Origin of the sequence: Myxococcus hansupus, from assembly GCF_000280925.3 — a bacterium.
GTDB classification, from domain to species: Bacteria; Myxococcota; Myxococcia; order Myxococcales; family Myxococcaceae; genus Myxococcus; species Myxococcus hansupus.
This window is the reverse complement of sequence record NZ_CP012109.1, coordinates 2,662,113-2,686,504: the sequence shown is the minus strand read 5'-3', so window position 1 is coordinate 2,686,504 and position 24,392 is coordinate 2,662,113. Positions and strand designations below refer to the sequence as shown.

The following is a 24,392-nucleotide window of genomic DNA, read 5'->3' as shown; positions in this document are numbered from 1 at the left end:
GGGGGCGTCGAGGAAGACGCCGCCTGGGATGACGTGTGAAGGAGCCCCGCCCACACGCATCCCATCCTCAGCCACGGGCCCACCGGCTTGAATCCACGGGCGCTCAGGTCAGTCGGCTGACCGTCTGTTTGAGCGCTCGGTGAAGGAGGGGCACTCGTTTGACAAGCACGTTCGCACGGTCAACGAGCGCATAGCGAAGCGGCAGCGCCTCGCCTGGCTGCGCGACGCCCGGCTCACCACCCGCGGGGCTGGAGGTGCTCGTGACAGATTGCTTGAGGAATGGGTGTACGAGCGGCAGCCGCTTCAATGCCGCGTTCATCATGTCCACCACGTCATAGCGGAGAGGACGTGCCGCGGCGGAGAGGACCTGCGCGGACTCCAGCGCCGCGGCGGCGCCTGGCACAGGCTGCGCCGGCTGGCTCTCGAGCGCGCCCAGGGGATCCATCATGGCCTCCCGTGAATGCGCCAGCATCGCGAAGAGTCGCGTCGATGGATGCAGCGGCGCGGGCAGTCCTTCGAACATCCGCACGAGCCGACGAAAGTGCTGCCGAGGCGGTGCCGCGCGGTGGGCGCTTTCGTGTCGTCGCCGGGAGAAGGCGTGGACCTGGTTCGTCACCAGAAAACGGTGTCCTCCCTGCACGAGCCGCAAGAAGAAATCCCAATCCGCATAGCCTGACAGGGCCTCGTTGTAGCCCTGTTGCGTCAAGAGGGAGCGGCGCAGAAGCGCCGTGGGCGCCGCGACGTAGTTGGCGACCAATGCGTAACTCGGGCAGTCGCCCAGATACGTCATGAATCCCTTGAACTCGCGGTTGGCCAGCTCCTCACTGGAGTGAAAGCTTCCTCCGGTCGGAACCACCCCGGCGAACTCCGGTCGCGACTCCAGTGCGGAGACCGCGTGCTGAATGAACCCGGGCGACACGCTCTCGTCCGACTCCAGGAACAGGACGTACGCGCCACGAGCGGCGCGGCTGCCCAGGTTCCGCGCCCCCGCGAGCCCCCGATGAATCGGAGAGCGGACGACGCTGAGCCCCGGCCCTTCCGCCGAGGACCGCTCCAGGCGCTGCAGCACCTGCATGTCGAATGCGCTCGTCGAGCCATCATCCACGATGATGACTTCCACCTCGGGATAGGTGCTGGCGGCAATGCCCTGAAGCGCAATCGGGAGAAAGATGCCTTGGTCATGGTTGATGACAACCACGCTGACCAGCGGGCTTTGCGCCGCGCGGCCAGGCGGGGCATCCCGCACGTTCCGCTCCCAATAAGGCCTGTCCACGCTCCATCGAACGGGGGACAGCGCGGGTCCATCCAGCGCTTTGCGCATCGCCGCCGCCAACGAATCCAAGCCGCCATCATACTTGTGGCAGTGGACTCCGTCGACGAAGGGACTTTCATCCCCAAAGGCCAGACACGCCGAATTGAGCACGAGCCGAGCGCCCGCGACAGAAGCCTCGTAGGCCGTCAGGTTCAGGGACTCGTAACTCGAGGTGATGACGACCACGCCCGCGCGGATGTAAGCGTCACGGTCGGGCCCCGGCTTCATGAAAACGAAGCGGTCCTCCAGGTCCGGCGGAATGAGCGCTTTGACCTCGGCGAGGAAATCGAGGTCGAAGGCATGACACGCCAGGATGGCTTTACCCTCATACGCTGGCCACGTGCGCATCAGCAGGACAGCCCCCCGGACGAAAACGTCCGGCTGCTTGAAGTGCTGAATCTTGGTGACGAACACCAGGTTGCGCCGGGTCGAAGGGATGTCCGTGAGCGATGACGCCTCCGCCGGAGGGTCCATGACCACGGGCGGAAACTCGACCCTCACCTTCCGCAGCCAGGCATCGTCGAAGCCATAGAAGCGCCGGTTGAACTCGACGATGCTCGGCAGGTGCCCCACCACGAGATCCGCGTCGAGCAATGACTTCCGCTCGATTTCGAAGCGGCCCAGGTTCTCCACCTCGAGGGTGTTGGGCTCGTGATGCATGATGGTGCCGTAGCTCGAGTGGAGCCGGACCGAGATGGTGCTCTGCGCGAACGCCAGGCCCAGATGCTTTTCCTGCAGTGTCGCGAAGGCCCAGCCACGGAAGTCCGCGAACTCGATGACGTCGAAGTGCAGCCCCTCCGCTTCTCGCGCCTTCAGGTAGCGCATCAACTCCAACGACTCACCGTGCCAGCGCGAGTCACGAAACGCCGAGGTGGGCGGATAGAGACCGTGCGCATCGGCGGCCGACTGGTGCGGCTCACGAAAGTGGCACAGATGTGCCTTCACGCCTCCACCGAAGAAGAGCTCCACTTGAGCCTTCTGAACGGGGACCGTCGCAGGCATCAGGACATGGAACTCGACTTTCGAGCCCTGGCGCTGCGAGTCCATGATGAGGTTGTGTACGACGCGGCCGATTCCCCCCGGGGTGAAGGGGTAGAGCTCATCGGTGACGAGACAAACGCGGGTCGTGCTCATGGCTGTGCGAACTCAAGATAGCGATTGATCGCGTGCTCACAGAGCGTGCGGGTGTAGTCCTCAAGCATCTGCGCATGCTCCTCTGGCGAATGCTCCTGGAGGCGGATGACTTGCTCCAACGCGGAGCGAATCTGCCCGAGCGATCCGGTGCCCGCAATCTGGACCAATCGCTGATAGGGGTGTTCGTCCAAGACACCCAGGGACAACGGCCCCGTCAGACACGCCACACCGTGAGCAAGCCCCTCCAATGCGGTCATCGGCTGACACTCAGCGAGCGTCACGTTGAGGACGACATCCGTCTCTCGGATGAGATTGAACAGCTCAGCGCGCTTGAGCGGCCCGACGTTGATGACAGACGCCCGCAGGGGCAGCTCCGGCCGGGTCGTGAACGGGCTGGTGACATAGACCCGCTCCAGGGACGGCAACGACGCCGCGACGAAGACGTTCGAGTAGAAGTTCTTCCACCAGTTGTTGGGGGTGGGCACGAAGGCGGCTCGCGCCAATGCAGCCCGATGACGGCGGTCTGGAGGCGCGATGCGGGGAGGGAGATTGAGGAGCACCTCCTGGAACAAAAGAGGTGACATCAGATGCATCTCTGGCTTGACGCAGGCCACGGCATCCAGCAGCCCCTGCTCCCGGAGCGCCAGGAGCCGGCTGAACGTTTCGAGTTCGAAATCGAAGTGGAACTGGGCCGTCGAGCCGTGCCAGACGCAGCACAACTTGAGCGTGCTGCCGAACACACGACGAAGCATGTGCATGACTTCCAGGGCATTGGGCGAGAAGCCCTGGAAGATGACGGACCTCGCCCCCAGCGTCTCGCAGGTTTCGACGATGCGCCGGTGGTCCTCCGCGGTGAGCGGGCGGTTCGCGGTAATGCCAATCTTGTGCCCCGGGGCATAACCCGAAGCCGCGCGAATGCCGTACCACTCCTGGTGGAAGAGATGCACCACTCGGGAGAACCGAGGATCGACGTGTGCCCACGTCGTATCCAGCGGAGCATCGACGACGACCGCCTCCGGCACGGCGTCGTTTCCATATCGCGGGCTGGGTGTGGCGGGGGGCGCCTGGACAACCGCGGGAGGCTCGGCGCGGAGTCGAACCAGCTCGTCCGAGAGAGACAACAACCGCTGACGGCGTTCCGACCGCTTCACCTCGACCGTCAAGCGCTCCGTCAACTCCGAGAGCCGCATCCCGGACAAGCCATCCCCTGCCCGGAGCGCCTCACCCGCATGCTCCGTCCACGCACGCAGCCGCGGGAGCGACTGGACGTGCAGCGTCTCCAGCGCGACCGCCTGGCTCTCGTCTCTTGGCTGCTCAACGGACTTGAGCTGGAAGAAACGACGCGTCTGGGCGGTGTTGCGCTTGAAAATATAGAGGTCATGCGTCGCCAGCGCGCCGCCGACATGGTGCAGGTCCCACCCGGTGGGCGTCAGGTCCGCGTACGGGTGCAGCCAGCAGCCCTGGTGCCAACCGTTCTCCCAGATTCCAAAAGGAACGAGCTGGTTCTCGACGAGGCACAGCAAACCGTCAGGCCGCACGAGCTGGCCCAGCGTGTTCAGCAAGTCGGGCAGGCGCTCCGGCGGGTTGTGAATCAGGACGGAGACGGTGAAAACGACGTCGAACGTCCTGTCTCCCACCGACTTCAGCGCATCCGGACCACAGAAGAGCCGCTCATCCACGGGCGTCAGGCCCACGGGTGGCGCGTGCCGCAGCGGCTCCATCATCGCTTCGGAGAAATCGTAGCCGTGGTAACGGACGCCTTCGAGCGACGCCAGGTAGGCGGCATGACGCCCGAACCCGCAGCCGAACTCGAGAACCTCCAGAGGGCGTCCGAGCGCGCGCTGCTCGGTCTGCATCAACTTCGTGAGCAGCACCTCTTGCTGGACGTAGCCCTGGTTGCCCGCCTCTTGCCGCGTCCGGACCATCTCGCGGTAGGTGTAGCCGCTCGTGGCCTTCCAGTACTGGCTGCTCGCCGCATCTTCCACCAGCGGCTGATTCGGAGCGCCCGGCTCTGACGGCAGCACGATTTGAAGTGGAGTGTCATCCCGCATGGTGGAGCGTTCCTTCTGCTGCGGCCCCCCTGGGCCAATGTTCAACCGCCAGCGCGGCTCTTCCAGATGGCGCGACCCTAGAACGAAGTCCTGACGCCCAAGTTCAACCCGCGGTCAGCAGGCTCGCCATGACCCGGTCCACCTCCGCCTCCCACGTCGTCCGGCGGACCCGCGCCGCAGCGTTCGCTCCGATGCGACTGCGGAGCGCGCCATCCGAAACGGCGTCACGCAGACGGGCCAGTACGCCACTCGGGGTCGGCTCGGCAAGCAGGCAGTTTTCACCATGCGTCAACAGCCACCGATTCGTCGGGTTGTCATTCGTCACGACCGTCACCCCGCAGGCCATCATCTCCAGCGGCAGATACGACGGGTGCCGGGTAAACATGAAACACAACCCGACGTCGCATTCACGGTACAGCGCGGCCGTCCGTTCCGCCGGCAACATTCCCAGATTGGTGACAAGGCCTCGCACGCCATACGCCTCGGGGTCCCACTCCGCACCCGCCGCGAGCACCTCCACCGCCGGCCCCAACTCCCGCTTCAGACGCGCGAGCGCCGCCAGCCCCAGCTCGAAGCCATTGCGCTCATTGCCCGGGCGTCCATAGAAGAACACACGCACAGGACCCTGGCGCGGTGGCCGGCGCGCATGAAACACCGTCGCATCCACGGCAGGCTCGAACCAGACGCCGTCCATCCCATGCAGCCCCACCACGTGCTCGTACAGGCCCGGGGTGTTGAAGATGCCGTAGAAGCCCAGGCCATACGTCTGCTCCGCCAACGCGGAAGGCGTTCCCGCCGCGTGGAAGAGCGGCTCGTAATCCTGGACGAAATAGCCGCGGACGCCGGCCCGGGGGTGGTGCAACACGCGATAGGCGGAGGTCCACGCCGTGGCCAGCGCGAGGTCAACCGCGGGCAGCTCCGCCACGTCTTCCGGCCGGCGCAGCACCCGCACCGCCCCCACCGCGCTTGGACAGATGGAGGCCACCCGCGCCTCGATGTCACCGGGCCGCGTGTTCGGCTGGTCGTAGATGACGAAGTCGCTGCGCACGCCGTGGCGGCGCTGCATCAAGTCCGCGAAGCGGAAGATGGTGTGGATGCCCGCGTACACGTGGCCGAAGGCGGGCACGAACCAGGTGGCCGTCTCCACCCTCCCCTTCGCGCGCAGCGCTGACAGCGCCTGGGGCGCCGACTCGCGCGCGGCCTGGGCCTGCTCCGGCGTGAAGTCCCACGCATCCAGGTGCTCGATGAGGTGCCGCTGCGACCGGGCCCGCTGCTCACTCCGGGCATCCCGCGCGCTCGGCACGTCGCGCCCGAGCGTCCGCACCGCGAGCTGCTCGCCATCTTCCGGGTGGCGGCGCAGCCCACAGTCCGTGGAGGTCAGCGTGAGGTGCGGGCTGTAGTAGGGGTCACCCTTGGGCCCCAGCCAGGGCCGGTAGGCGGCGTACGACAGCCAGTAGTCCGCCTCTGGAATGGCGTCCGCGCGCCGGCTGGCGGACTCATGGTGGATGAGCCGCGTGTGGCTGGTGCTGAGGACCCGCAGCCCCCGCGCGTTCACCCGCAGGCCCAGGTCCACGTCGCTGCCACACACCTGGAAACGCTCGTCGAAGCCCTGGAGGGACTCGAAGATGTCCCGCCGCAGGATGACACACGCGCTGGTGACGGACAGCCAGTTGCGCGTCCACTCCGTGTGCCCGAAGGGCGTCTGGATGGGGCCGTCCGGCAAGCGCCAGAACGGGTGACCCGCGAAGCCCGTCATCCCCACCACCACGCCCGCGTGCTGCACCGTCCCTTCGGGGAAGAGCAGCTTGCAGCCCACCGCGCCCACCTCGGGCCGCTGCGCCTGGGACACCAGTTCGCCCAGCCAGTCGGGGTCCACGACCTCCATGTCGTTGTTGAGGAAGAGCAGCAGCTCGCCCGTGGCCTGCTTCGCCGCCCAGTTGTTGATGGCCGGGTAGTTGAAAGGATGGTCCCACGTCAGCTTCACCAACCGCGGGTCCACCCACTGCTCCAACAACGCGAAGGTCTCCGGCCGCGTGCTGTTGTTGGAGACGAGCAGCACCTCGAAGTGGGGATAGCGCGTGTGCGCCAGCAGGCTGTCCACCAACGTGCGCAGCAGGTCCGGCCGGTCCTTGAAGGGCACGATGATGGAGACCTTCGGCGTCCCCCGGACCGGATAGCGGACACGGTACCGCGAAGGGCCAGGGCTCGAGACCTCCGCCTCCTCTCCCTTCCGGGACAGGTGCTCCGTCAACGCGCGCTGGCCAGCGGCCGTGGCGCGGGCCTGCTCGGCGTCGGAATCGGTGCGCCACCGCGCATGGTACAGCGGCTCGGGCACGTGGCCGATGCGGGAGGTGACCTCGCTCAGCCGGAACATCAGGTCATATCCCTGCGCGCCGTCGAACCCCTCTCGCAACCCACCCACCTGCGTCAGCAGCGCGCGGCGGACGACGAGGAAGTGGCGGACATAGTCCACCGAGCGCAGCAGGTCCGGCGACCAGTCCGGCTTGAAGAAAGGCGCCAGGCGGCGGCCCTCCTCATCCAGTCGGTCCTCGTCCGTGTAGAGGATGTCCAGGTCGGGCTGCGCGCCGAGCGCCAGCGCCACCTCGCCCAGCGCGTGCGGCGACAGGGTGTCGCCCGCGTCGAGGAACCCGACGAACTCCCCCCGCGCGGCCTCGAGCCCCATCTGGGTGGCCTGAACGGCGCCCCCACGGACGGGCGCGGTGATGATCTTGATGCGAGGCTCACCCTCCGCCGCTTCCCGGAGGAGGCGGGACACGTGCGGCGCCGTGTTGGCGTCATCCACCAGCACCCACTCCCACTCGGGATGGAGCTGGGCTTTCACGGAGGCGATGCACGCGCGGAGGAAGGCCTCGGGCGTGTCGTGGACGGGCGTGATCAGCGACACCCGAGGCCCCGTCGCCAGGTCCGCCAGCGCGGCACGGACGGCCTCGATGCGCGAGGGCTCACGCGCCGCGCACCAGGCGGGGTAGTCCGCCAGCGAGGGAGGCTGAGGCGGCGCGGTCCGCGTCCCCAGCAGGTTCGCGAGCGCGAGCACGGACTCCGCGTTGAACCGGCCCTGGCGGCGCAGCACCTCGCCCCACAAGGGCTGGGTGGCCCGCAGAGCCCCCGGGAGCGCGCGCCCGGCCTGGGGCTCACGCAGCGCCTCGACCTCGGCCACGATGCGCAGGGCCTCGGCCTCCGACGGCGCCTGATTCGCCGCCGCGGCACGGAGGGCCTCCACCATGGCCAGGTTCCACTGGGCCTGCCCCTCGAGGACCGCCTCGAGCACAGGCCCCAGCGTGAAGAGGTAGCCCCGCTTGGCGAAGCCCACCAGCGCCCCCGCCACACGTCCGCGATGCGAGCCCACCTTCCAACGGGTGGGCACCGCCAGCGGCTCCAACTGCGACACGGCCCACGCCGACAAATCCTCGCGCAGCCCCAACGCGCGGTGGACCGTCAGGTGCTCCAGCACCCGCACCAGCGCGCGGTTGAACTGGCCTTGCGGCCGCAGCGTCTCGACGTGAAAGGGTTCCAGCCCGTTGACGAAGGCGCGCTTCGCCGTCGTCACCAGCGTGCCGCCGCGCGTCCGGTGCGAGGCGGGGATGGAGAACTCAGACGGGTCCGCCAGCCGCGCCGCCTCCTGGAGCGAGGACATCCCCTGCCCGCCCTCGGGGAGCGCACGGTGGAGCTGTTCTGTCGCGAGCCGCAACGCGCCCTCCAGGGCACTGCGCTCGTCGCACTGCTCGGGCAGGCACGGCCGCCGCTCCTCCAGCACCTTGCGGAGGACAGCCACCATCTGCGCGAAGTCCCCCGGCCCTGGCGCCGACTCGGGCCCCTGGGACGCCTCAGCCCACTTCTGCCACATGGCTCACCCTTCCCCGTGGGTTCTGCTCCGCGCCCCGGCCCTCATCCCACCTCCACGCGCGGGGATGCACCCGGTGCGAACGCGACGCCCACTTCGGCCCCGGCACTGGCTTCCACCAACCACCGGTGCGGCGGCCGGAAGACGCCCTCGTCCTCCGAGGTGGACACCACCCGGAACGCACAGCGCGCCGAGGAGATCCCCTTTCCGGCACGGGCCGTCACCGTCACCACGAAGTCGCCGCCGAGCACGCCCAGGCGCTCGACCACGAAGCGCAGCACGCCTTGCGAGGGCATGCGCGCGAGCGCCACCGCCTCCCGGCGGGTGCTCGTCTCATACAAGGTCCGCCCATCCGCCGACTGGAGCCGGACCTCGAAGTCCACGTCCTCACAGGCCCCGTCCACCGCGAAGGCCGCGCGGACCTCCAGGCCCTGCTCGGGAGACACGACGTCCACGGGCGCGCCGTGCGCGTCGAGCAAGCTCACGCCATGGACGCGCACCGGGCCCTCCGTGGGCAGCGCCACGGTGGGCACCTGCGGCAGCGCCCCGCCTCCTTCGGAGAGCGCCGGCGGCGTGAAGGCGGCGGACTGGGCTTCCGCCAGGGAGATCGCCTCGCGGTACTCCGCGGCAATCTCGGACGGCTTGCCCACGCGGCGGATGTAACCCCCGTCGATCCACGCGGCCACGTCACACCAACGCTCCACCGTGCCCAGGTCGTGCGTCACCAGGACGATGGTCTTCCCCTGGTGCTTGAAGTCCATCATCTTGGCGAGGCTCTTCTTGCTGAAGTGCTCGTCACCCACGGCGAGGATTTCGTCGATGATGAGGATGTCCGGGTCCACGTGCGTGGCCACCGCGAACGCCAGGCGCATGTACATGCCGCTGGAGTACGTGCGCACCGGCTCGTCGATGAACTCTCCCAGCTCGCTGAAGGCGATGATGTCCGCCATCCGCGCCCGGACCTCGGCGCGCGTCATCCCCAGGATGATGCCGTTGATGAGGATGTTCTCCCGGCCGGAGAAGTCCGGGTGGAAGCCCGCCCCCAGGTCCAGCAACGCGGAGATGCGGCCGTTGATCTCCAACGAGCCGGACGTGGGCGTGTAGATGCCGGTGATGAGCTTGAGCAGCGTGCTCTTCCCCGAGCCGTTTCGCCCGATGACGCCCACCGTCTTCCCCTTGGGGATGGTGAGGTTGATGCCCCGCAGCGCGGTGATGAGCGACGCGTCACGCGCCTGGCGCTTGCCCCGCAGCCAGCGCAGCAGCTCGGATTTGAATGTCGTGTACTCGCCCCGGATGGTCCGCTTCCGGAAGCTCTTCACGACGTCCTTCAGGATGATGGCGTCTGTGGATTCAGTCATGCCGACGCTCAGATGGACTCCGCGAACTCTTCGCGGCGGGATTCGAAGATGGACGAGGCGCCCCACAACAGCACCACGGAGATCGCCGCCAACGCCATCAGCGGCCCCGCATCCGGGAACCGGTGCTCGTAGAAGATGGCCTGGTAAGACGACATGAAGCTGACCATGGGATTGAGCGCCGTCATCAGCATGCGGGCCTGCTCATCCTGGATGGTGGAGAACGGGTACAGCACGGGCGAGGCGAAGAACCACAGCGTCAGCAGGTTGCTCACGATGTGCTGAAGGTCCCGGAACGTCACGTTGATGGCGGCCAGGATGTACGCCAGCGCCAGCGTGAAGGTGAGCTGGATGAGCACCACCACCGGGAACATGACGACATGCCAGGTGGGCCACTGCCCGTAGGCCATACCCAGCCCCAGCATCAGCGGCAGGGAGAGGACGAAGTTGCAGAGGTTCGTCACCACCACCGTCGTCGGCAGCACTTGGGCGGGGAAGCGGACCTTGGTCAGCAGATCTCGCCGGTCGCTGATGGAGCTGGCACCGCTCGCCAGGGACGTGGAGAACCAGATCCACGGAAGCAGGCCCGTAAACATGAAGAACGGGAAGTTCGGGATGTTCTGCCGCATCACCACGGTGAACAACAGCACGTACACCAGCATGTGGAGCGTCGGGTTCAGGAACGTCCACAAGAACCCCAGGAACGAGCCGCGATACCGCGCTTTCAGTTCCCGCTGGACGAGGCTGAGGAGCAAGCCCCGGTATTGATACAGTTCACGAACCAGGCGAATCATGAGGGGGCCTTCTATAGCAGGGCCTTCGACTGTTGCGAGGACGCCCGGCGCCCTCGGCCCCACTCTCACAGCGTGCCCGGGAGGTTGCTCGCATGTGAAGCAACCCGGCGACCGAGGCGATGATCCGGCCCTGACCTGAAAAGCAAAAAGGCCCCCTGGTTTCCCAGAGGGCCTTCTTTTTGGAGCGGGAAAAGGGATTTGAACCCTCGACCCTCGCCTTGGCAAGGCGATGCTCTACCGCTGAGCTATTCCCGCGTGAGACCCTTCAAACTAAAAGGCCCTCTGGTTTCCCAGAGGGCCCGATTTTGGAGCGGGAAAAGGGATTTGAACCCTCGACCCTCGCCTTGGCAAGGCGATGCTCTACCGCTGAGCTATTCCCGCATCAGGTGCCACACCTTCGTCACCGCCGTGTGACCGCCGGGCCGAAAGTGAGGTGGGGTATACAGAGCCCATCCGGACCCGTCAAACACTTTTCGCGGGGGCTGGCTCGCCCCCTCTCTTCGCGAGCATGGCCAGGAATGCCCGGAAGTAGACCACCGCGCTCCAGACCGAGAAGGCACCCGACAGGTAGACGAGCACCTGGCCCACGAGGTTGTAGTCCACCGGCACGGAGAAGCTGCCCATCTCCAGGGGATGCACGTAGTGCACGCACAGGGAGATGATGCCCACCAGTTGGAGGGAGGTCTTCCACTTCCCCTCCTGGCCGGCGGCGATGACCATGCCCTCGCTGGCGGCGATGGTGCGCAGGCCGCTGACGATGAGTTCGCGCGCCAGCAGCACGATGACGACCCAGGCCGCGATGCGCCCCAGCCGCACCATCATCACCAGTGCCGCCATGGCGATGAGCTTGTCGGCCAGCGGGTCCATGAACTTGCCGACCACGGTGATGAGGTTCCACTTGCGCGCCAGGTAGCCGTCCACCACGTCGGTGATGGCGGCCACCGCGAAGACGAGCCCCGCCAACAGCGAGTTGAGCGGGTCCGCGTCGTACGTCAGCCACACGAACAGCGGGATGATGAGGATGCGCCCCAGGGTGAGCATGTTGGGCAGGTTCCAGAACTCCTGCACCAGCACACTGGGCTTGCGCGCCGCGCGCTTCCTGGCGCGCTCCTCACGCTTCCGCTGTTTCCGCGCCGCTCGGTCCATGGCCATGGCGGGCCCCTTCTATCGGACCGCGAGGGCGATGAGGGCAAAACCTTCACCGCCCAGTTCCACGCCCGCCCGGAGCGTCTCACCGGTGGGCGCCTGGAGCAGAGGAACCATGCGTGGCGTGAGGTTTCCCTGCCAGCCCACCAGGTGCGCCAATGGGACGGTCACCGGCTGGTCCTGGCGCACCGCCACCGACCGCAGGGGCCCGGGGAGGCTCAGCAACACCCGCCCCTGCCCTCGCAGGTGCACCAGGTCCAGGTCTGGCGCGATGTCCGACGGCACGCGGCCGTTCTCGAACATCACCGCTTCCTCGAAGGCGAAGACGCACTCGTCGCGGAAGTAGGCGGAGTCATCGCCCAGGTCCACAGACAGGAAGGTCCGGGCCGCGCCCGGCGTCAGGTACAGGATGCCCTTGCCGCGAGCGCGCACCATCCGCGTCGCGCCATCCCCGAAGGACTTGTCCGTCGCGCGGCCCCGGAATCGCTTCATCTCCGGCTGGAAGGTGAGCTGGCCTCCCAGGGCCACCAGTCCATCCAGGCGCGTGAGGAGCTCTCCGTCGACCGCCACGGTGAAACCATCCGGGCCCGCGTGGAAGATCTCAGACGCGTCCGCGCTCGTCAGAACGACCGACGCGGCGAGTCGGGCCAGGGAGACCTCCTCCGTGGCGTGCGCCAAGGCTGGAGCGCCTCGCGATTCCGCGGCGTCCCGGCCGGTGGCGGCTCCGCTTCGCGCATCCGCCGCGTCATGTGACTGGGCGGCCGCACCTCGAGGCTCGGTGGTGTCCCCCGCCGAAGCAGCGCCGCCTCGCGCCGTCACAGCATCAGGCCCATGGGCTGCCGCGCCACGCGCCTCCGAAGCTGCGCCGCCTCGCGCGGCCACAGCATCCGCAGAAGCTGCTGCGCCACGCGCATCCGGGGCTGCGCCGCCTCGCGTCGCAACAGCATCCACAGAAGCTGCCGCGCCACGTGCCTCCAAGGCAGCCCCGCCTCGCGCGGCCACAGCATCAGGCGTATGGGCTGCCGCGCCTCGCGCATCCGAGGCTACGCCGCCTCGCGTCGCCACGGCGTCGTGAGTGTAGCCAGCACCATCGCGGCCAGAGCCTGACGCATCACCCGTGCCTCGAATCGGAGCAGCAGACGACTCCGCCACTCCACCGTGGACCGTAGCGGCATCCCGCGCCGAAGCAGAGACGAGCGCCTCCGCGGGCACCCGGCGAAGCTGAAGCTTCGTCAGCGGCACAGGCGACGGCGGAGCGCTCGCCGCCACGGCCGCGGACGTCTCATCGAAGGCCGCCTCTGGAGGCGCCTCCTGCTCCCCCTCCGCCGAAGCGTCCGTCAACGCGCTGGGACCCTCGTCCTCAGCGAAGCGAATTTCTTCTTCCTCCTGCTCAGGCGCAGGCGGCGCGGGCGGCGGGCTCACCACGGCGCGAGACGGAACGGCAGCGCCTTCCATGCCCCCCCGCCCCTTCCCCTGCGCGGGCGGAGCCGGCTTCGAATAGGCCTCTCCCGCGATGGCGCGCGACATCTTCTCCGCCATCACATCGCTGCCCGCGAGCAGGAAGTGCTCACGCGCGCGGCCGTACTCGCCCATCTGCGCCAGCGTGAGCCCCAGGTAGTTCTGCGCCTTCTGGTGCTCGGGGGCCAGGTCGGTGGCCGTCTCGAACTCGCGGGCGGCGCGCTGGAGCGCGCTCGTCTTCAGGTACACCAATCCCAGGTTGACCCGCAGCGTCGGGTCCACCGGGTTGTCCCGCACCAGCATCTCGTACAGCTCGGCCGCCCGGTCGAACAGGCCCAGCTTGAAGTAGCAGAGGCCCAGGAGGTTCTGGGCCTTCTCCATCCGGGGCTGGAGCTGGTGGGCACGCTCCAGGAAGGGCTGGGCCTCGTGGACCTGGCCTGAGGCCAACAGCTCGCCACCGCGGGAGATCTGCTGGAGGAACTCGTCATCAGCGGGGCTCGTCTCCCCCCGCCCCTTCGCGCGCGTCGTCATTCTGGGATGTGGGGTCGCGGGGTCCGTCCTCGACGGGCCGCTCGCGCTCCTTGTAGTGGTAGTAGAGCTTGAGCACCTTGCGCACGTACCCCTGCGTTTCCTCGTAGGGGGGCACCTTGCCGCCGTAGCGCTTCACCGCTTCGGGGCCCGCGTTGTACGCGGCAATCATCTTCACCATGTCGCCGTCGAACATGTTGGCGAGCACGCGCAGGTAGCGCACCCCGCCCTCGATGTTGTCGCGCTCGTCGAAGATGTCCTTCACATACATGTCCGAGGCCGTGGCCGGCATGAGCTGCATCAACCCGCTGGCGCCCTTGTGGCTGAGCGCGTTCCGGTTGAAGTTGCTCTCGGTGTGCATGATGGCCCGCACCAGCGCCGGGGGGATGCGGTAGCGCAGCGCCGCGGCGGTGATGTGCGGATCCAACTCCGGCGGCGTCCGCTTGCGGCCCACCACCGGCGCGTTCTTCGTGGGCGCCTGGGTGAACGTGCCCTTCAGCGTCTTCGCCCGCTTGGAACCCGTGGGCTGGACGTTCGTGTAGATGATGGTCCCGTCCTTCTCGACGTACCGGAAGATGGCATCCGCCCCCGCCGACAAGGGCAGGGTCAGCAGCACGGCGGCGAGGAACGTGGAAGGAGCACGCATATCGGCCCCACGAACCTTAGACATCCACGGGAAAGTCCTCAAGAAAACGCCTTGTTTCCAGCACTTACAGTCGCTAAGGCTGCTCACCATGCCCCATCGGTTCGATTTCCTCGTCTTGGGCGGCGGCGTAGCGGGTCTCTCGTTCGCCCTCCAGGCGGCCCGGCACGGCACGGTGGCCATCCTCACCAAGCGTGACCGGTTCGAGAGCAACACCGCGTATGCCCAGGGTGGCATCGCCAGTGTGCTCGCGCCGTCCGACACGTTCGAGGCGCACATCGAGGACACCCTGGTGGCGGGTGCGGGGCTGTGCCACCAGGACGCCGTGGAAGTCACCGTGAAGGAAGGCCCCGCCCGGGTGAAGGAGCTGGTGGACCTGGGCGCGGACTTCAACCGCCGCACCACCGGCGAGTTCGACCTCACCCGAGAAGGCGGCCACTCCGCCCGCCGCATCATCCATTCGGGCGACATCACCGGCCGCGAGGTGCAGCGGGCGCTGCTCGCCGCATGCGACGAGGTGCCCAACATCACCTTCTTCCCGCACACAGCCGCCATCGACCTCATCCAGGACCGCAAGCTCCCCTCGCACGGCGTCAGCCGCTGTCTGGGGGTCTACGCGCTGATGGAGGACGGCATCATCGAGCGCTTCCTGGCCAAGGTGACGGTGCTGGCCACGGGCGGCGCGGGCAAGGTGTACCTGTACACGTCCAATCCGGACGTGGCCACCGGTGACGGCGTGGCCATGGCGTACCGGGCGGGCGCGAAGGTGGCGAACATGGAGTTCTACCAGTTCCACCCCACCTGCCTGTACCACCCGGAGGCCAAGAGCTTCCTCATCAGCGAGGCGCTGCGCGGCGAAGGCGGCAAGCTGAAGCTCAAGAACGGCGCGTCGTTCATGGAGCGCTACCACCCCATGGGCGCGCTCGCCCCGCGCGACGTGGTGGCGCGCGCCATCGACGCGGAGATGAAGCGCACCGGTGACGACTGCGTCTATCTGGACATGACGCACCTGGGCCGCGCCTTCCTCGCCGAGCGCTTCCCCAACATCTACGCCACGTGCAAGGCCTTCAACATCGACATGGCCGTGCAGCCCATCCCCGTGGTGCCCGCGGCGCATTACATGTGCGGCGGCGTCGTCACGGATTTGGAAGGACGCACCAACGTGCCCGGCCTGTACGCCATTGGTGAAGTCACGTGCACGGGCCTGCACGGCGCGAACCGGCTCGCGTCCAACTCGTTGCTGGAGGGGCTCGTGTTCGGCCAGCGGGCCGTCCAGGTGGCCGCCGAGGAGGTCCGCACCCAGCCCGTCCCGGCCGAGGACCCGCCCGCGTGGGACTCCGGCAGCGCGGTGGAGTCCGACGAGAGCGTCGTCGTCACCCACAACTGGGACGAGATTCGCCGGCTCATGTGGAACTACGTGGGCATCGTCCGGACGGACAAGCGGCTGATGCGCGCGCGCCGGCGGCTGGAGCTGCTGCGCGAGGAGATTCGCGACTACTACTGGCGCTTCAAGGTGACTCGCGACGTCATCGAGCTGCGCAACATCGCCGACGTGGCCTACCTCATCGTCGACTGCGCCAGCCGCCGCAAGGAGAGCCGCGGCCTCCACTACACGCTGGACTACCCTCACACGGACGACCACCGCTGGCTGCGGGACACCGTCGTCTCCCGGGAGCCTTGAGCGCTCATGTCCTCGCGCCCGCGCCGCATCCTCGATGCCCCACCCTCCGGCCCTGGCGCTGACGGCCCGGGTCCGCGACAGTCCGTCCCGGGCCCGCCGCTGCCCCGGCCCTGGGTGTGTTACGTCATCATCGCCGGCGCGGTGGGCATGTTCCTGGCCGAGCAGCTCCTCGCCATCTCGATGCGGGTGTCCAGCCCCTCCGGGAGCATCGTCCTGCCGCCCCTGGCGCTGTACGGCCCCGCCGTCCAGGCCGGCCAGTACTGGCGACTGCTCGGCGCGGTGTTGGAGCACGGCGGCGCCATCCACCTGCTCTTCAACATGTCGGTGGTGGTGACGCTGGGCTTCACGCTGGAGCGAGGCATCGGCAGCCTTCGCTTCCTGGGGTTGTCGCTCGTCACGGCCCTGGGCGCGTCCGCCTTCTCGCTGATTTTCGACTTCGACGTGCCCACCGTCGGCGCGTCCGGAATGATTCTCGGGTGGGCCGGCGCCATGCTGCCCGTCGCCACGCGCGAGGGCCGCCGGGACTTGTTCATCTGGTTGGCACAAGTCGCCGTCCTCAGCCTGCTACCGTTCGTGAGCTGGGCGGGGCACCTGGGCGGGTTCCTCTTCGGGCTGCCGTGTGGCCTGGCCCTGCGCATGGGCCGACAGGTGTACGCCCGCGCCCTGCCCATCATTCTTTTCATCACGCTGGTGGTGGCCCTCTACGCGGCCCACCCGGAACGGCGTGGAGGCTTTTGACATGGAAGTTCGAAGTGTCTGCGTGTTCTGCGGCTCCCGGCCTGGGGCCCGCCCGGAGTACCTGGAAGCCGCCACGCACATGGGCACCGAGCTGGCGCGCCGGGGGCTGACGCTCGTCTATGGCGGCGCCAGCGTGGGGCTCATGGGCGCGGTGGCCGACGCGGCGCTGGCCGCCGGAGGCACGGTGGTGGGCGTGCTGCCCGGCTTCCTGGGCGCGAAGGAGCTGGCCCACCGCGGCCTGACGGAGCTGCACTCCGTGGACTCCATGCACGAGCGCAAGGCGCTGATGGAGAAGCGCTCGGACGCCTTCATCGCGCTGCCCGGTGGCTACGGCACGCTGGATGAGCTCTTCGAAATCGTGACGTGGGCGCAGTTGGGCCTGCACCAGAAGCCCATGGGACTGCTGGACACGCGTGGCTTCTTCCAGCCGCTGCTGGCCATGGCCCGGCACCACGCGGAGGAAGGCTTCGTCCCCGTGGAGCAGGCCGTCCCCTTCGCAGTGAGTGACTCGCCCGCGGCGCTGGTGGACCGGCTCCTGGCCGGGCCAACCATGCCGACCGTGCAGAAGTGGCTGAAGCGAACCAGCCAGACGTGAGCGGGGCGCGCGTTACTGCGCGCTCACCGTCATCTCCGCCTTGCCCAGGGACGACGCCATGCGGAACGTCACCTTCTCCGTGCCGGGCGGGATGACAGGCCGTCCGTCGGACATCTGGGTGGGGAACTGCACCTCCCAGCCGACCCAGAAAATCGACGTGTAGGGGTAGTACGCCCGCGTCTGCAGATTCACGCGGCCCAGCCTGCGGATGCGCGAAGGCGTCACCTCGCCGGCCGGTGTCACCAGCGCCAGGCGCCAGATGGTGTGCTTGTAGTCAAAGTCCGCGTAGGCCGCGTCGTTGAAGTGCACGCCCATGAAGAACTCATGGCTCTGCGTGGCCTTCTCGCGCTCCTCCGCGATCAACTGCTCCACCTTCGGCGCGGGCAGTTGCTGGAAGGCCGCCTGGCGGTGCACACGCGCCTCGCGGAAGGGCACCGTCTGCAGCGTCACCGCCGCGAACAGGCGGGTATCGAAGCCGTCGTAGACTTCACGGCTGTCGCTGTAGCGCGCCAGGATCTTCCGGTAGGAGTGCTCGGCGTGCTCGTCGGGGAGCGACGGCGGCGGGTCCGCGACGGCGGTCGGCGGCGTGGTGACACACCCCGCCAGCAGCCCCACCAGGGCCGCGGCAACGAAGCGCTGCTTCACGGAATGAAGTCCTTGCGGGTGAACAGCGTGTGCAGCCTGTGGCCCGAGGCCTCCACGGCTTCACGCCCACCCTCCAGCCGGTCCACCAGCGCGAAGGCGCCCAACACCTTCAGGCCCTCCAATTGCGCCCGCTCGATGGCCTTGAGCGTGGAGGCGCCCGTCGTCACCACGTCCTCCACGATGGCCACCGCGGCGCCCTGCCCGAGCCCGCTCAGGCCTTCAATCCACTGGCCTGTCCCGTGCCCCTTGGGCTCCTTGCGCACGATGAACGCCGCCAGCGGCGTGCCCGACAGGTAGCCGGTGAGGCTCACCGCGGAAGCCAGCGGGTCCGCGCCCAGCGTCAATCCGCCCACGCCCACCGCTTCGGGCGCCTCACGGCGGATGGCCTCCAGGAACAGCCGACCGATGAGGAAGTGCCCCTCGGCCAGCAGCGCCGTGCGCTTGCAGTCGATGTAGAAGTCCGACTCCTTGCCGGAGGAGAGCACCACGCGACGCCGCTCGAAAGAGCGCTCCGTGAGCAGCTCCAGCAGCCGGGCACGGTCGCGCACGAGCGGTTGCACCATGGCCTACAAACCCTCCAGATACGTGACGAGCTCCGACGAGTACCGGAGCTGCATCAACAGCTCCGCCTTGCGCGATTCATCCAGGGCCGCGAACACGTCCGCCAGCAGCGAGAGGTCCTGGTTGATGGCCCCGAGGCGCTCCGCGACTTCCTGCGCCATCTCATCGGCATCAATCTCTTCCTCGACGCCTTCGGGCGCCAAGGTGTCCTCGGTGGCGAGCGCCTTCTCCAGCATGTCGCGCACCGCGGCGCTCAGCCGGCCTTGCGCCTCCAGCTCGTCGCGCTTGGCCTCCAGGACCTCCGGCCCCACGGGCGTGGCGTGAATCGCCTCCGCCAGCGACATCACCAGCGCGTCCTCGTCCGTGAGCCGCAGGTGGATGCGCGCCTGCACCGCGTCCCGCTTGAGGAAGCGCAGCGCCGCCACGCGCCGGAAGCCGCAGACCAGTTGGTAGCTGTCATCGCCCGCGGGACGGACATCCACCGGGAACAACTGCCCCAACCGCGCGATGTCCGTGGCCAGGCCCGACACGTCGCCTTCCGGGCGGAGCTTGAACCCGCTGTCGTCCTGGAGCTTCTCCAGTGGCAACAGCACTGTCGTCACCCTGCCCGCCAGCCGCTCTTCGGGCGCGTCGAGCACGTCCGGATCCTCGTCGGACTCGGCCTCCGCGTTGGGCTCTCCCGTCCAGAACGCGCCCTGAGGCGGCGCGTTCAAGCCAGGTGCCGTGCCCTCGGACGCGGTACCGGCCTCACCCGAGGCCCGAGCGGCATCCGGCTCGCCTTCGGCGCGCGGCTCGCTCGATTCACTTCCACCCTGCCCCTGGGACTCACTCACGGCCCGGTGCTCGCCCTGCGCATGAGACTCACCCTCGGCAGGTGGCGCTCCCGCGCCGTGGGCGTCGCCCCCGGCGTGGAGTCCACCTTCCTGCGAACCTGTCTGTTCCTGCGAGCCACCACTGCCCGACGCCCCGCCCTCGGACTGCGAGTCGCTCTCGGTCGGCTGCATGCCCTGACCCTGCGAGCCATCCATGGCCGCCGCCCCAACCACGGGCGACTGCGTGCTGTCGGACCGCGAACCATCACTGGCTGACGCCCCACCCGCCGACGACTGCGCGCCGCCGCTGGTCGACGCCCCACCGTCGGGCGACTGCGAACCCTCCGATTGCGAGCCACCGCGGACCTGCGCATCACCTTCGCGAGGCTGCGTGCTCTCAGACTGCGAGGCACCGCTCGCCTGCACACCATCTTCGCGAGGCTGCGTGCTCTCGGATTGCGAGCCACCGCTCGCCTGCGCCGTGCCTTCGCCAGAAGCCGAGCCCTCGGAGTGGGACTCCTGCTGCCCAGGCGACGTGCCTTCCTCGCGGCGCTCGCCAGCCTCCGGGGGCGTTCCTTCCCCGCCCTGGGCCTGAGACGCGCCATCCTGGCCGGACGACGAGCCCTCCGAGCCCTGGCCCTGCGCTACCTCGGACGCGGCGCCGCCGTGGCTTCCTTCACCCGAAGGAGCCTGGGCACCCTCGTGCCCAGACGACGCCTGCGAGCCACCCTCGGGCCCAGCACCCGCCGTCCCATCCTGTCCATCAACCCTGTGCTCGGCGTCCATGGTGGCACCCCTGATATGCCCACGCGCCCGCACCGCCAACGACTGGCGGCGCGGGCAGCGCGCGCTAGCGGGTCTTCTTCTTCACCACGACCTTCTTCTTCGCGCCAGCACCCACCAGGACTGGCGACGGACCCTCGGAGGAGCCCGCCTGCTCAGCCGGCTCCGCCCGCTCGACGCGGGTCGGCGGAGGCGGCGGCAGCGGCTTGCTTCCCAGGCCACCCAACCCCGGACGGGTGATGGGCGCCGAGGGGCGCGTCACCGCGGGCGGCGGCGTGGGCCGCGCGGGAGGAGGCGGGGGCGTGGGCCGCGAGGGCGGCGGAGGCGTCGTGGGCCGCGCTGCCGGAATGGTCGGACGGGCCGGCGTCATCGTGGGGCGGGTCACCGCCGCCGGACGGACCACCGCGGGGCGCTCGGCCGGCAGACGACCCGGCTCCACGTCACCCATGTCCACGCGGCCGCGGAAGCTGGCGCCGTCCACGATGATGACGCGCGGGGCGCGGATGTCGCCCACCATGCGGCCTTCGCGGGTGAGCTCCACGCTCTCGGTGGCGTTGATGTTGCCCACCACCACGCCCGAAACGATGGCGTTCCTCACCGCCACGTTGGCCTTCACCACGCCCGAGGGCTCCACGATGAGGGTGCGGCTGAGCGTCAGCTCACCCTCGACGCGCCCGCGAACCGTGAGGTCCTCGTCGCCCGTCAACCGGCCGCTGATGAGGATGGAAGGCCCCACCACGGTGTTGTCGACGGCATTGCTGCCTGAGAGCTCCTTCGCGGTGGCCACGAATCAGCGCTCCTTCATGTCCATGTCGACGTTGCCCTTGAAGGAGGCACCGTCGGCGATGAGGATTCGGGGCGCCTTGATGTCACCCACCACGCGGCAGTCCGTCTTCAGCTCCACCTTGTCGCTGGCGACGATGTTTCCCGTGACGCGGCCGGCGATCTCCACGTTCTGCGTCTCGATGTCGGCCTCGACGACGCCGCTGCCCTCCACGTAGAGGCTCTCCTTGAGGGAGATCTTCCCCTTCACGGTGCCCTGGATGACCAGGTCCTCGTCGCCGGAGATTTCCCCGTCGATGACGATGCTCGAGCCAATGACCGTATTCGCCATGAGTGTTGTCCGCCTCTAGAAAGGTGTGTGCCGTGCCGTGCGCGGCGTGAATCTCAAATGTCGTCGGGAAGCCGTACGTCCATCTCGATGGAGCCGTTGAACACGGCCCCGTCCTCGATGACGACGCGCGGCGCCTTGATGTCGCCGGCCACCTTGGCCGAGGCGTTGATGGCCACGCGCGACGAGGCGTCGATGTTGCCGCTGGCCTCGCCGTTGATGGTCAACTCCTCGGCGCGGATGTCCGCCTGCACCTTGCCGGTGCTCTCGATGGTCAGGTGGTTCTTCAGGGCAATCTGCCCCTCCACCCGTCCCTCGATCACCAGGTCCCCACCTCCCGTGAGGTTTCCCTTGATGACGATGCCCTTGCCGATGATGCCCGTTTCACCCGTTGCCATGCGGTGACCTCACCCAGCGCCAGCTCCTCCCTAGGAGCCGGGCGACCTGATTATGTCAGAGATGCGCGGAGATCCAGCCGGAGATATCCCGGAACACCTCCGCACGACCCACCTCGTTGAGCGGTTCATGCCGCATTCCGGGGTACTCCTTGAACTTCTTGTCCGGCGAACCGGCCCGTTCGAAGTACTCCCGCGCCGCCACCGGGGCGGCGACCCCATCCTCCGCGCCACACAGCACGAACAGCGGCACTTGAATCTTCGGCGCCAGCAGCATCGCCTGAACCTGGGCCTGGTTGGACTGGATGAACCAACGCGGCGTGGCGATGTCCTGATGAAGCGGGTCCTCCCGGGTGGCCCGCTGGACCTCCACGTCATACGTGAGGTCCTCCACCTTCAGTCCGGAGGCGATGCTGAGCCACGGCACCACCTTCCCCACGGCCTTCGCCGCCATCACCTTCACCGCCGGTGGAGTGATGGCCAGCTTGAGGTATGGGGCCGACAGCACGAGCCCCGACAGGCCCTCCACCTGCTGACGGGCGGCCCACGTCGCCGCCATCAGGCCGCCGTGGCTGTGCGCCAGCATGAAGGCCTTCTTGCCCTCGGACACCGCGCGGACGCGCTCCCAGAAGACCTCCAGGTCATCCAGGTAGTCCGGCCACTTCTCGCAATACGCCCGGCGTCCATCCGCGCGCCCATGGCCCCGGTAGTCGAAGCCGTGGACCGCGAAGCCCTCCGCCAGGAGGGCGTCCGTCACGAAGGTATAGCGTCCGAAGTGGTCACCGTAGCCGTGGACCACCGCGACATGCGCCCGGGGCTCCGCGTCTGGCAACAGTGACTTCCAATACAGCCGGGTCCCGTCCCTGCCGGGAAAGAAGCCCTCGTCGTGACGCACCATAGGCGCAGCAACTTAGCGGTCTGGCGCACGCGTGGGTAGCGCCTTGAGCTTGCGCTCCAGGGCCGCGCGCTGTTCCGGGGGCTCGGCGGACTCGGGGTCCAGCGTCAGCACCTCCAGCGCGCGCCGCCAGACGGCCGCGGCCTCGTCCATCCGGGACGCCCGCTGGTACGCGTCTCCCAGGTGTTCGAGGATGACGGGCTCGTCCGGCGACAACGACGACGCGCGCTCCAAGGCGTCCACCGCCCGGGTGTAGTCACCCCGCCGGAAGTACACCCAGCCCAGCGAGTCCAGATAGGCCCCGGTCTCCGGCCGCAGCTCCAACGCCCGCCGCACCCGCCGCTCGGCCTCGTCCAGGTTCTGCCCCGCCTGCGCCAACAGGTATCCGAGGAAGTTCAGCGCCGCGGCGTGGTCCGGCGACACGGCCAGCACCGCGCGCATGCGGGCCAGCGCGCCAGGGACGTCCCCTTGCCGCTCATGGGCCGCGCCCAGCACGTAGAGCAGGTCCTCGTCGCGGGGGAAGCGCGCCACCGCGTCCCCCAGCAAGCGAAGGGCCTCGTCCCCACGCCCTTGCCGGTGGAGCATCGCGGCCAGCGCGTCATACAGCGCCGCGGAGGGCCCCGCGTCGAGCGCCTCCCGCAGCAACGCCTCCGCCCGGCCCGGCGTGCCGCCCCGCTCCAGCGCGCGGGCGAACTGCGCGCGGAGGTCCACGTCCTCGGGCGCATCCTGGATGGCGGCTCGGTACAGCGTGATGGCGCGTGAATGCTCTCCCACCAGGGACAGGCTGCGCGCGCGGCGGACGCGTGCGTCGGCGAAGACGTCCGACTCCTGGGGCACGCCTTCGAAGGCCACCGCGGCATCGGAGAAGCGGCGCATCCGCTCGTGGACCAACCCCGCGTAGTAGGCCAGCCGGGGCTCGCCTGGGTCGCCCCGGCGCGCGGACTCCAGGACCTCCGCGGCCGCCGAGGGCTCGCGCGCGGCGAGGTAGCTGAACGCCACCCGCACCGGAATCTCCGGCTCGGACGAAAGCGACAGCAGCCGGTCGAAGTACGCGCGCGCGCGGACCACGGAGTCGGCCTTCAAGGCCATGCGGCCAGCGGACAGCAGGACCTCCCGGCTGTCCGGATCTCTTTCCAGCGCGCGGGCCAGGGTCTCCTCCGCCTGCGCGGGCCGGCCGGTGTCCTCGTAGAGCCGCGCGAGCGCTGTCAGCACCTCCACGTCCCCCGGAGCCCGCACGGCCGCCTCGACCAGCATGCGCTCGGCACGCGCCGAATCGCCGCGCTCCGCCAAGGCCAGTCCCAGACGCTGGTAGCCCGAGGCCTCGCCCGGCAGCGCCTGCGCCAACGACTCCACCACCTTCACCGCCGCGTCCGGGGCCCCCAGCTCCATGTGAAGCTGGGCCATCACCAGGTAGGCCTCGGGTTCGCGCGGCTTGAGCGTCATCGCGCGCCGCAGGTGCAGGCGGGAACGGGTGAAGCGCTTCGACTCCATGAGCACCCGCCCGAGCAGGACATGCGCCGGGTAGTAGGTGGGAGCGCGGAGCACCGCCTTGCGCAGCTCGCGCTCGGCGCGAGTCAGGTCGCCCAGCCGGGCGTACTCCTCGCCCAGCCGGGTGAGCAGCAGCGGATTGGCGTCATCCGTGGCCAAAGCCAGGCGAAGCGCATCCACCGAGCCCCGATGGTCCCCCACATGGTGGCGGAGTCGGGACTCGAGGAAGTTCGTGTAGCTGGCGGAGGACGCGTAATGGCCCTCATCCGTCGCGGCGGCGTCGATGGCCTCCCGCATCGCCTCCCGGTCCACGCGGGGCCGTCGCGACGGGGCCGCCGCGAGGGCACCCGGCGCCACGAGGGCGGCCAGCAAGGCGGAGACGAGGAGTCGGGACGAGCTCACGCG

General features: G+C 68.6%; 19 protein-coding genes and 2 tRNA genes. 3 read left to right on the top strand and 18 right to left on the bottom strand.

All coding sequences use genetic code 11. The features are described 5' to 3' along the window. Window positions 1-103: 103 nt before the first annotated feature. The 10 genes from A176_RS11000 to A176_RS10955 form a co-directional block, all read right to left on the bottom strand. The gene (locus A176_RS11000; RefSeq protein ID WP_002636682.1) at window positions 104-2,446 is read right to left on the bottom strand and encodes a glycosyltransferase; all 2,343 of its coding nucleotides are present in this window, start codon (window positions 2,444-2,446) and stop codon (window positions 104-106) included. Then, window positions 2,443-4,497 carry a class I SAM-dependent methyltransferase gene (locus A176_RS10995; RefSeq protein WP_002636683.1) on the bottom strand — a complete coding sequence of 685 codons (2,055 nt, stop codon included), beginning with the start codon at window positions 4,495-4,497 and terminating at the stop codon, window positions 2,443-2,445. The genes A176_RS11000 and A176_RS10995 overlap by 4 nt, the downstream gene beginning before the upstream one ends. Before the next feature lie 103 nt (window positions 4,498-4,600). Then, window positions 4,601-8,362 carry a rhamnosyltransferase WsaF family glycosyltransferase gene (locus tag A176_RS10990; protein WP_002636684.1) on the bottom strand — a complete coding sequence of 1,254 codons (3,762 nt, stop codon included), beginning with the start codon at window positions 8,360-8,362 and terminating at the stop codon, window positions 4,601-4,603. Window positions 8,363-8,403: 41 nt separating this feature from the next. Then, window positions 8,404-9,717 carry an ABC transporter ATP-binding protein gene (locus tag A176_RS10985; RefSeq protein ID WP_002636685.1) on the bottom strand — a complete coding sequence of 438 codons (1,314 nt, stop codon included), beginning with the start codon at window positions 9,715-9,717 and terminating at the stop codon, window positions 8,404-8,406. Window positions 9,718-9,725: 8 nt separating this feature from the next. Next, window positions 9,726-10,508 carry an ABC transporter permease gene (locus tag A176_RS10980; protein ID WP_002636686.1) on the bottom strand — a complete coding sequence of 261 codons (783 nt, stop codon included), beginning with the start codon at window positions 10,506-10,508 and terminating at the stop codon, window positions 9,726-9,728. 180 nt (window positions 10,509-10,688) lie between these two features. Further along, window positions 10,689-10,763: transfer RNA gene (locus A176_RS10975), tRNA-Gly, on the bottom strand. 51 nt (window positions 10,764-10,814) lie between these two features. Beyond that, window positions 10,815-10,889, bottom strand: a tRNA-Gly gene (locus tag A176_RS10970). A gap of 81 nt (window positions 10,890-10,970) precedes the next feature. Beyond that, window positions 10,971-11,660, bottom strand: a complete 690-nt coding sequence (pgsA, locus tag A176_RS10965; RefSeq protein WP_002636687.1) for a CDP-diacylglycerol--glycerol-3-phosphate 3-phosphatidyltransferase — start codon at window positions 11,658-11,660, stop codon at window positions 10,971-10,973. Between the two features lie 12 nt (window positions 11,661-11,672). Continuing rightward, the gene (locus tag A176_RS10960) at window positions 11,673-13,643 is read right to left on the bottom strand and encodes a tetratricopeptide repeat protein (protein ID WP_002636688.1); all 1,971 of its coding nucleotides are present in this window, start codon (window positions 13,641-13,643) and stop codon (window positions 11,673-11,675) included. Beyond that, window positions 13,600-14,286, bottom strand: a complete 687-nt coding sequence (locus A176_RS10955; RefSeq protein WP_002636689.1) for a lytic transglycosylase domain-containing protein — start codon at window positions 14,284-14,286, stop codon at window positions 13,600-13,602. Before A176_RS10955 ends, A176_RS10960 begins: the two co-directional genes overlap by 44 nt. 88 nt (window positions 14,287-14,374) lie before the next feature. On the opposite strand from A176_RS10955, the gene nadB reads away from it, so the two are divergent. From nadB to A176_RS10940, 3 genes are read left to right on the top strand one after another with little or no spacing between them, the layout of a single operon-like run. After that, the gene (gene nadB / locus A176_RS10950) at window positions 14,375-15,964 is read left to right on the top strand and encodes an L-aspartate oxidase (protein ID WP_002636690.1); all 1,590 of its coding nucleotides are present in this window, start codon (window positions 14,375-14,377) and stop codon (window positions 15,962-15,964) included. Window positions 15,965-15,970: 6 nt separating this feature from the next. Further along, on the top strand, window positions 15,971-16,702 hold the full coding sequence (locus A176_RS10945) for a rhomboid family intramembrane serine protease (protein ID WP_002636691.1): 732 nt from the start codon (window positions 15,971-15,973) through the stop codon (window positions 16,700-16,702). A 1-nt stretch (window position 16,703) separates the two neighbouring features. After that, window positions 16,704-17,297 carry an LOG family protein gene (locus A176_RS10940; protein WP_002636692.1) on the top strand — a complete coding sequence of 198 codons (594 nt, stop codon included), beginning with the start codon at window positions 16,704-16,706 and terminating at the stop codon, window positions 17,295-17,297. Between the two features lie 12 nt (window positions 17,298-17,309). On the opposite strand, the gene A176_RS10935 is transcribed toward A176_RS10940, so the two are convergent. From A176_RS10935 to A176_RS10900, 8 genes are all read right to left on the bottom strand, one after another. Next, window positions 17,310-17,942, bottom strand: a complete 633-nt coding sequence (locus tag A176_RS10935; RefSeq protein ID WP_002636693.1) for a hypothetical protein — start codon at window positions 17,940-17,942, stop codon at window positions 17,310-17,312. Then, window positions 17,939-18,505 carry an orotate phosphoribosyltransferase gene (gene pyrE, locus A176_RS10930; protein ID WP_002636694.1) on the bottom strand — a complete coding sequence of 189 codons (567 nt, stop codon included), beginning with the start codon at window positions 18,503-18,505 and terminating at the stop codon, window positions 17,939-17,941. Before pyrE ends, A176_RS10935 begins: the two co-directional genes overlap by 4 nt. A gap of 3 nt (window positions 18,506-18,508) precedes the next feature. Continuing rightward, complete coding sequence (locus tag A176_RS37595; protein ID WP_082282722.1) at window positions 18,509-20,101, bottom strand: ParB/RepB/Spo0J family partition protein; 1,593 nt, start codon at window positions 20,099-20,101, stop codon at window positions 18,509-18,511. A 64-nt stretch (window positions 20,102-20,165) separates the two neighbouring features. Beyond that, entirely contained in the window at window positions 20,166-20,885 is a 720-nt protein-coding gene (bacP, locus tag A176_RS10920) for a bactofilin BacP (protein ID WP_002636697.1), read from the bottom strand. 3 nt (window positions 20,886-20,888) lie between these two features. Beyond that, window positions 20,889-21,212: a bactofilin family protein gene (locus A176_RS10915; protein WP_002636698.1), complete on the bottom strand. Its 324-nt coding sequence runs from the start codon at window positions 21,210-21,212 to the stop codon at window positions 20,889-20,891. A 53-nt stretch (window positions 21,213-21,265) separates the two neighbouring features. Next, window positions 21,266-21,607 carry a bactofilin BacN gene (gene bacN / locus A176_RS10910; protein WP_002636699.1) on the bottom strand — a complete coding sequence of 114 codons (342 nt, stop codon included), beginning with the start codon at window positions 21,605-21,607 and terminating at the stop codon, window positions 21,266-21,268. Between the two features lie 55 nt (window positions 21,608-21,662). Continuing rightward, window positions 21,663-22,502: an alpha/beta hydrolase gene (locus tag A176_RS10905; RefSeq protein WP_002636700.1), complete on the bottom strand. Its 840-nt coding sequence runs from the start codon at window positions 22,500-22,502 to the stop codon at window positions 21,663-21,665. A 12-nt stretch (window positions 22,503-22,514) separates the two neighbouring features. Further along, window positions 22,515-24,389 (bottom strand): tetratricopeptide repeat protein, encoded by a 1,875-nt coding sequence (locus A176_RS10900; protein WP_002636701.1) that lies wholly within the window; start codon window positions 24,387-24,389, stop codon window positions 22,515-22,517. Between the last annotated feature and the right edge of the window lie 3 nt (window positions 24,390-24,392).

Coding starts and splice junctions, on each gene's coding strand:
- A176_RS11000 (WP_002636682.1), bottom strand. CDS start 2,446: ATGAGCACGACCCGCGTTTGTCTCGTCACCGATGAGCTCTACCCCTTC.
- A176_RS10995 (WP_002636683.1), bottom strand. CDS start 4,497: ATGCGGGATGACACTCCACTTCAAATCGTGCTGCCGTCAGAGCCGGGC.
- A176_RS10990 (WP_002636684.1), bottom strand. CDS start 8,362: ATGTGGCAGAAGTGGGCTGAGGCGTCCCAGGGGCCCGAGTCGGCGCCA.
- A176_RS10985 (WP_002636685.1), bottom strand. CDS start 9,717: ATGACTGAATCCACAGACGCCATCATCCTGAAGGACGTCGTGAAGAGC.
- A176_RS10980 (WP_002636686.1), bottom strand. CDS start 10,508: ATGATTCGCCTGGTTCGTGAACTGTATCAATACCGGGGCTTGCTCCTC.
- pgsA (WP_002636687.1), bottom strand. CDS start 11,660: ATGGCCATGGACCGAGCGGCGCGGAAACAGCGGAAGCGTGAGGAGCGC.
- A176_RS10960 (WP_002636688.1), bottom strand. CDS start 13,643: ATGACGACGCGCGCGAAGGGGCGGGGGGAGACGAGCCCCGCTGATGAC.
- A176_RS10955 (WP_002636689.1), bottom strand. CDS start 14,286: ATGCGTGCTCCTTCCACGTTCCTCGCCGCCGTGCTGCTGACCCTGCCC.
- nadB (WP_002636690.1), top strand. CDS start 14,375: ATGCCCCATCGGTTCGATTTCCTCGTCTTGGGCGGCGGCGTAGCGGGT.
- A176_RS10945 (WP_002636691.1), top strand. CDS start 15,971: ATGTCCTCGCGCCCGCGCCGCATCCTCGATGCCCCACCCTCCGGCCCT.
- A176_RS10940 (WP_002636692.1), top strand. CDS start 16,704: ATGGAAGTTCGAAGTGTCTGCGTGTTCTGCGGCTCCCGGCCTGGGGCC.
- pyrE (WP_002636694.1), bottom strand. CDS start 18,505: ATGGTGCAACCGCTCGTGCGCGACCGTGCCCGGCTGCTGGAGCTGCTC.
- A176_RS37595 (WP_082282722.1), bottom strand. CDS start 20,101: ATGGACGCCGAGCACAGGGTTGATGGACAGGATGGGACGGCGGGTGCT.
- A176_RS10915 (WP_002636698.1), bottom strand. CDS start 21,212: ATGGCGAATACGGTCATTGGCTCGAGCATCGTCATCGACGGGGAAATC.
- bacN (WP_002636699.1), bottom strand. CDS start 21,607: ATGGCAACGGGTGAAACGGGCATCATCGGCAAGGGCATCGTCATCAAG.
- A176_RS10905 (WP_002636700.1), bottom strand. CDS start 22,502: ATGGTGCGTCACGACGAGGGCTTCTTTCCCGGCAGGGACGGGACCCGG.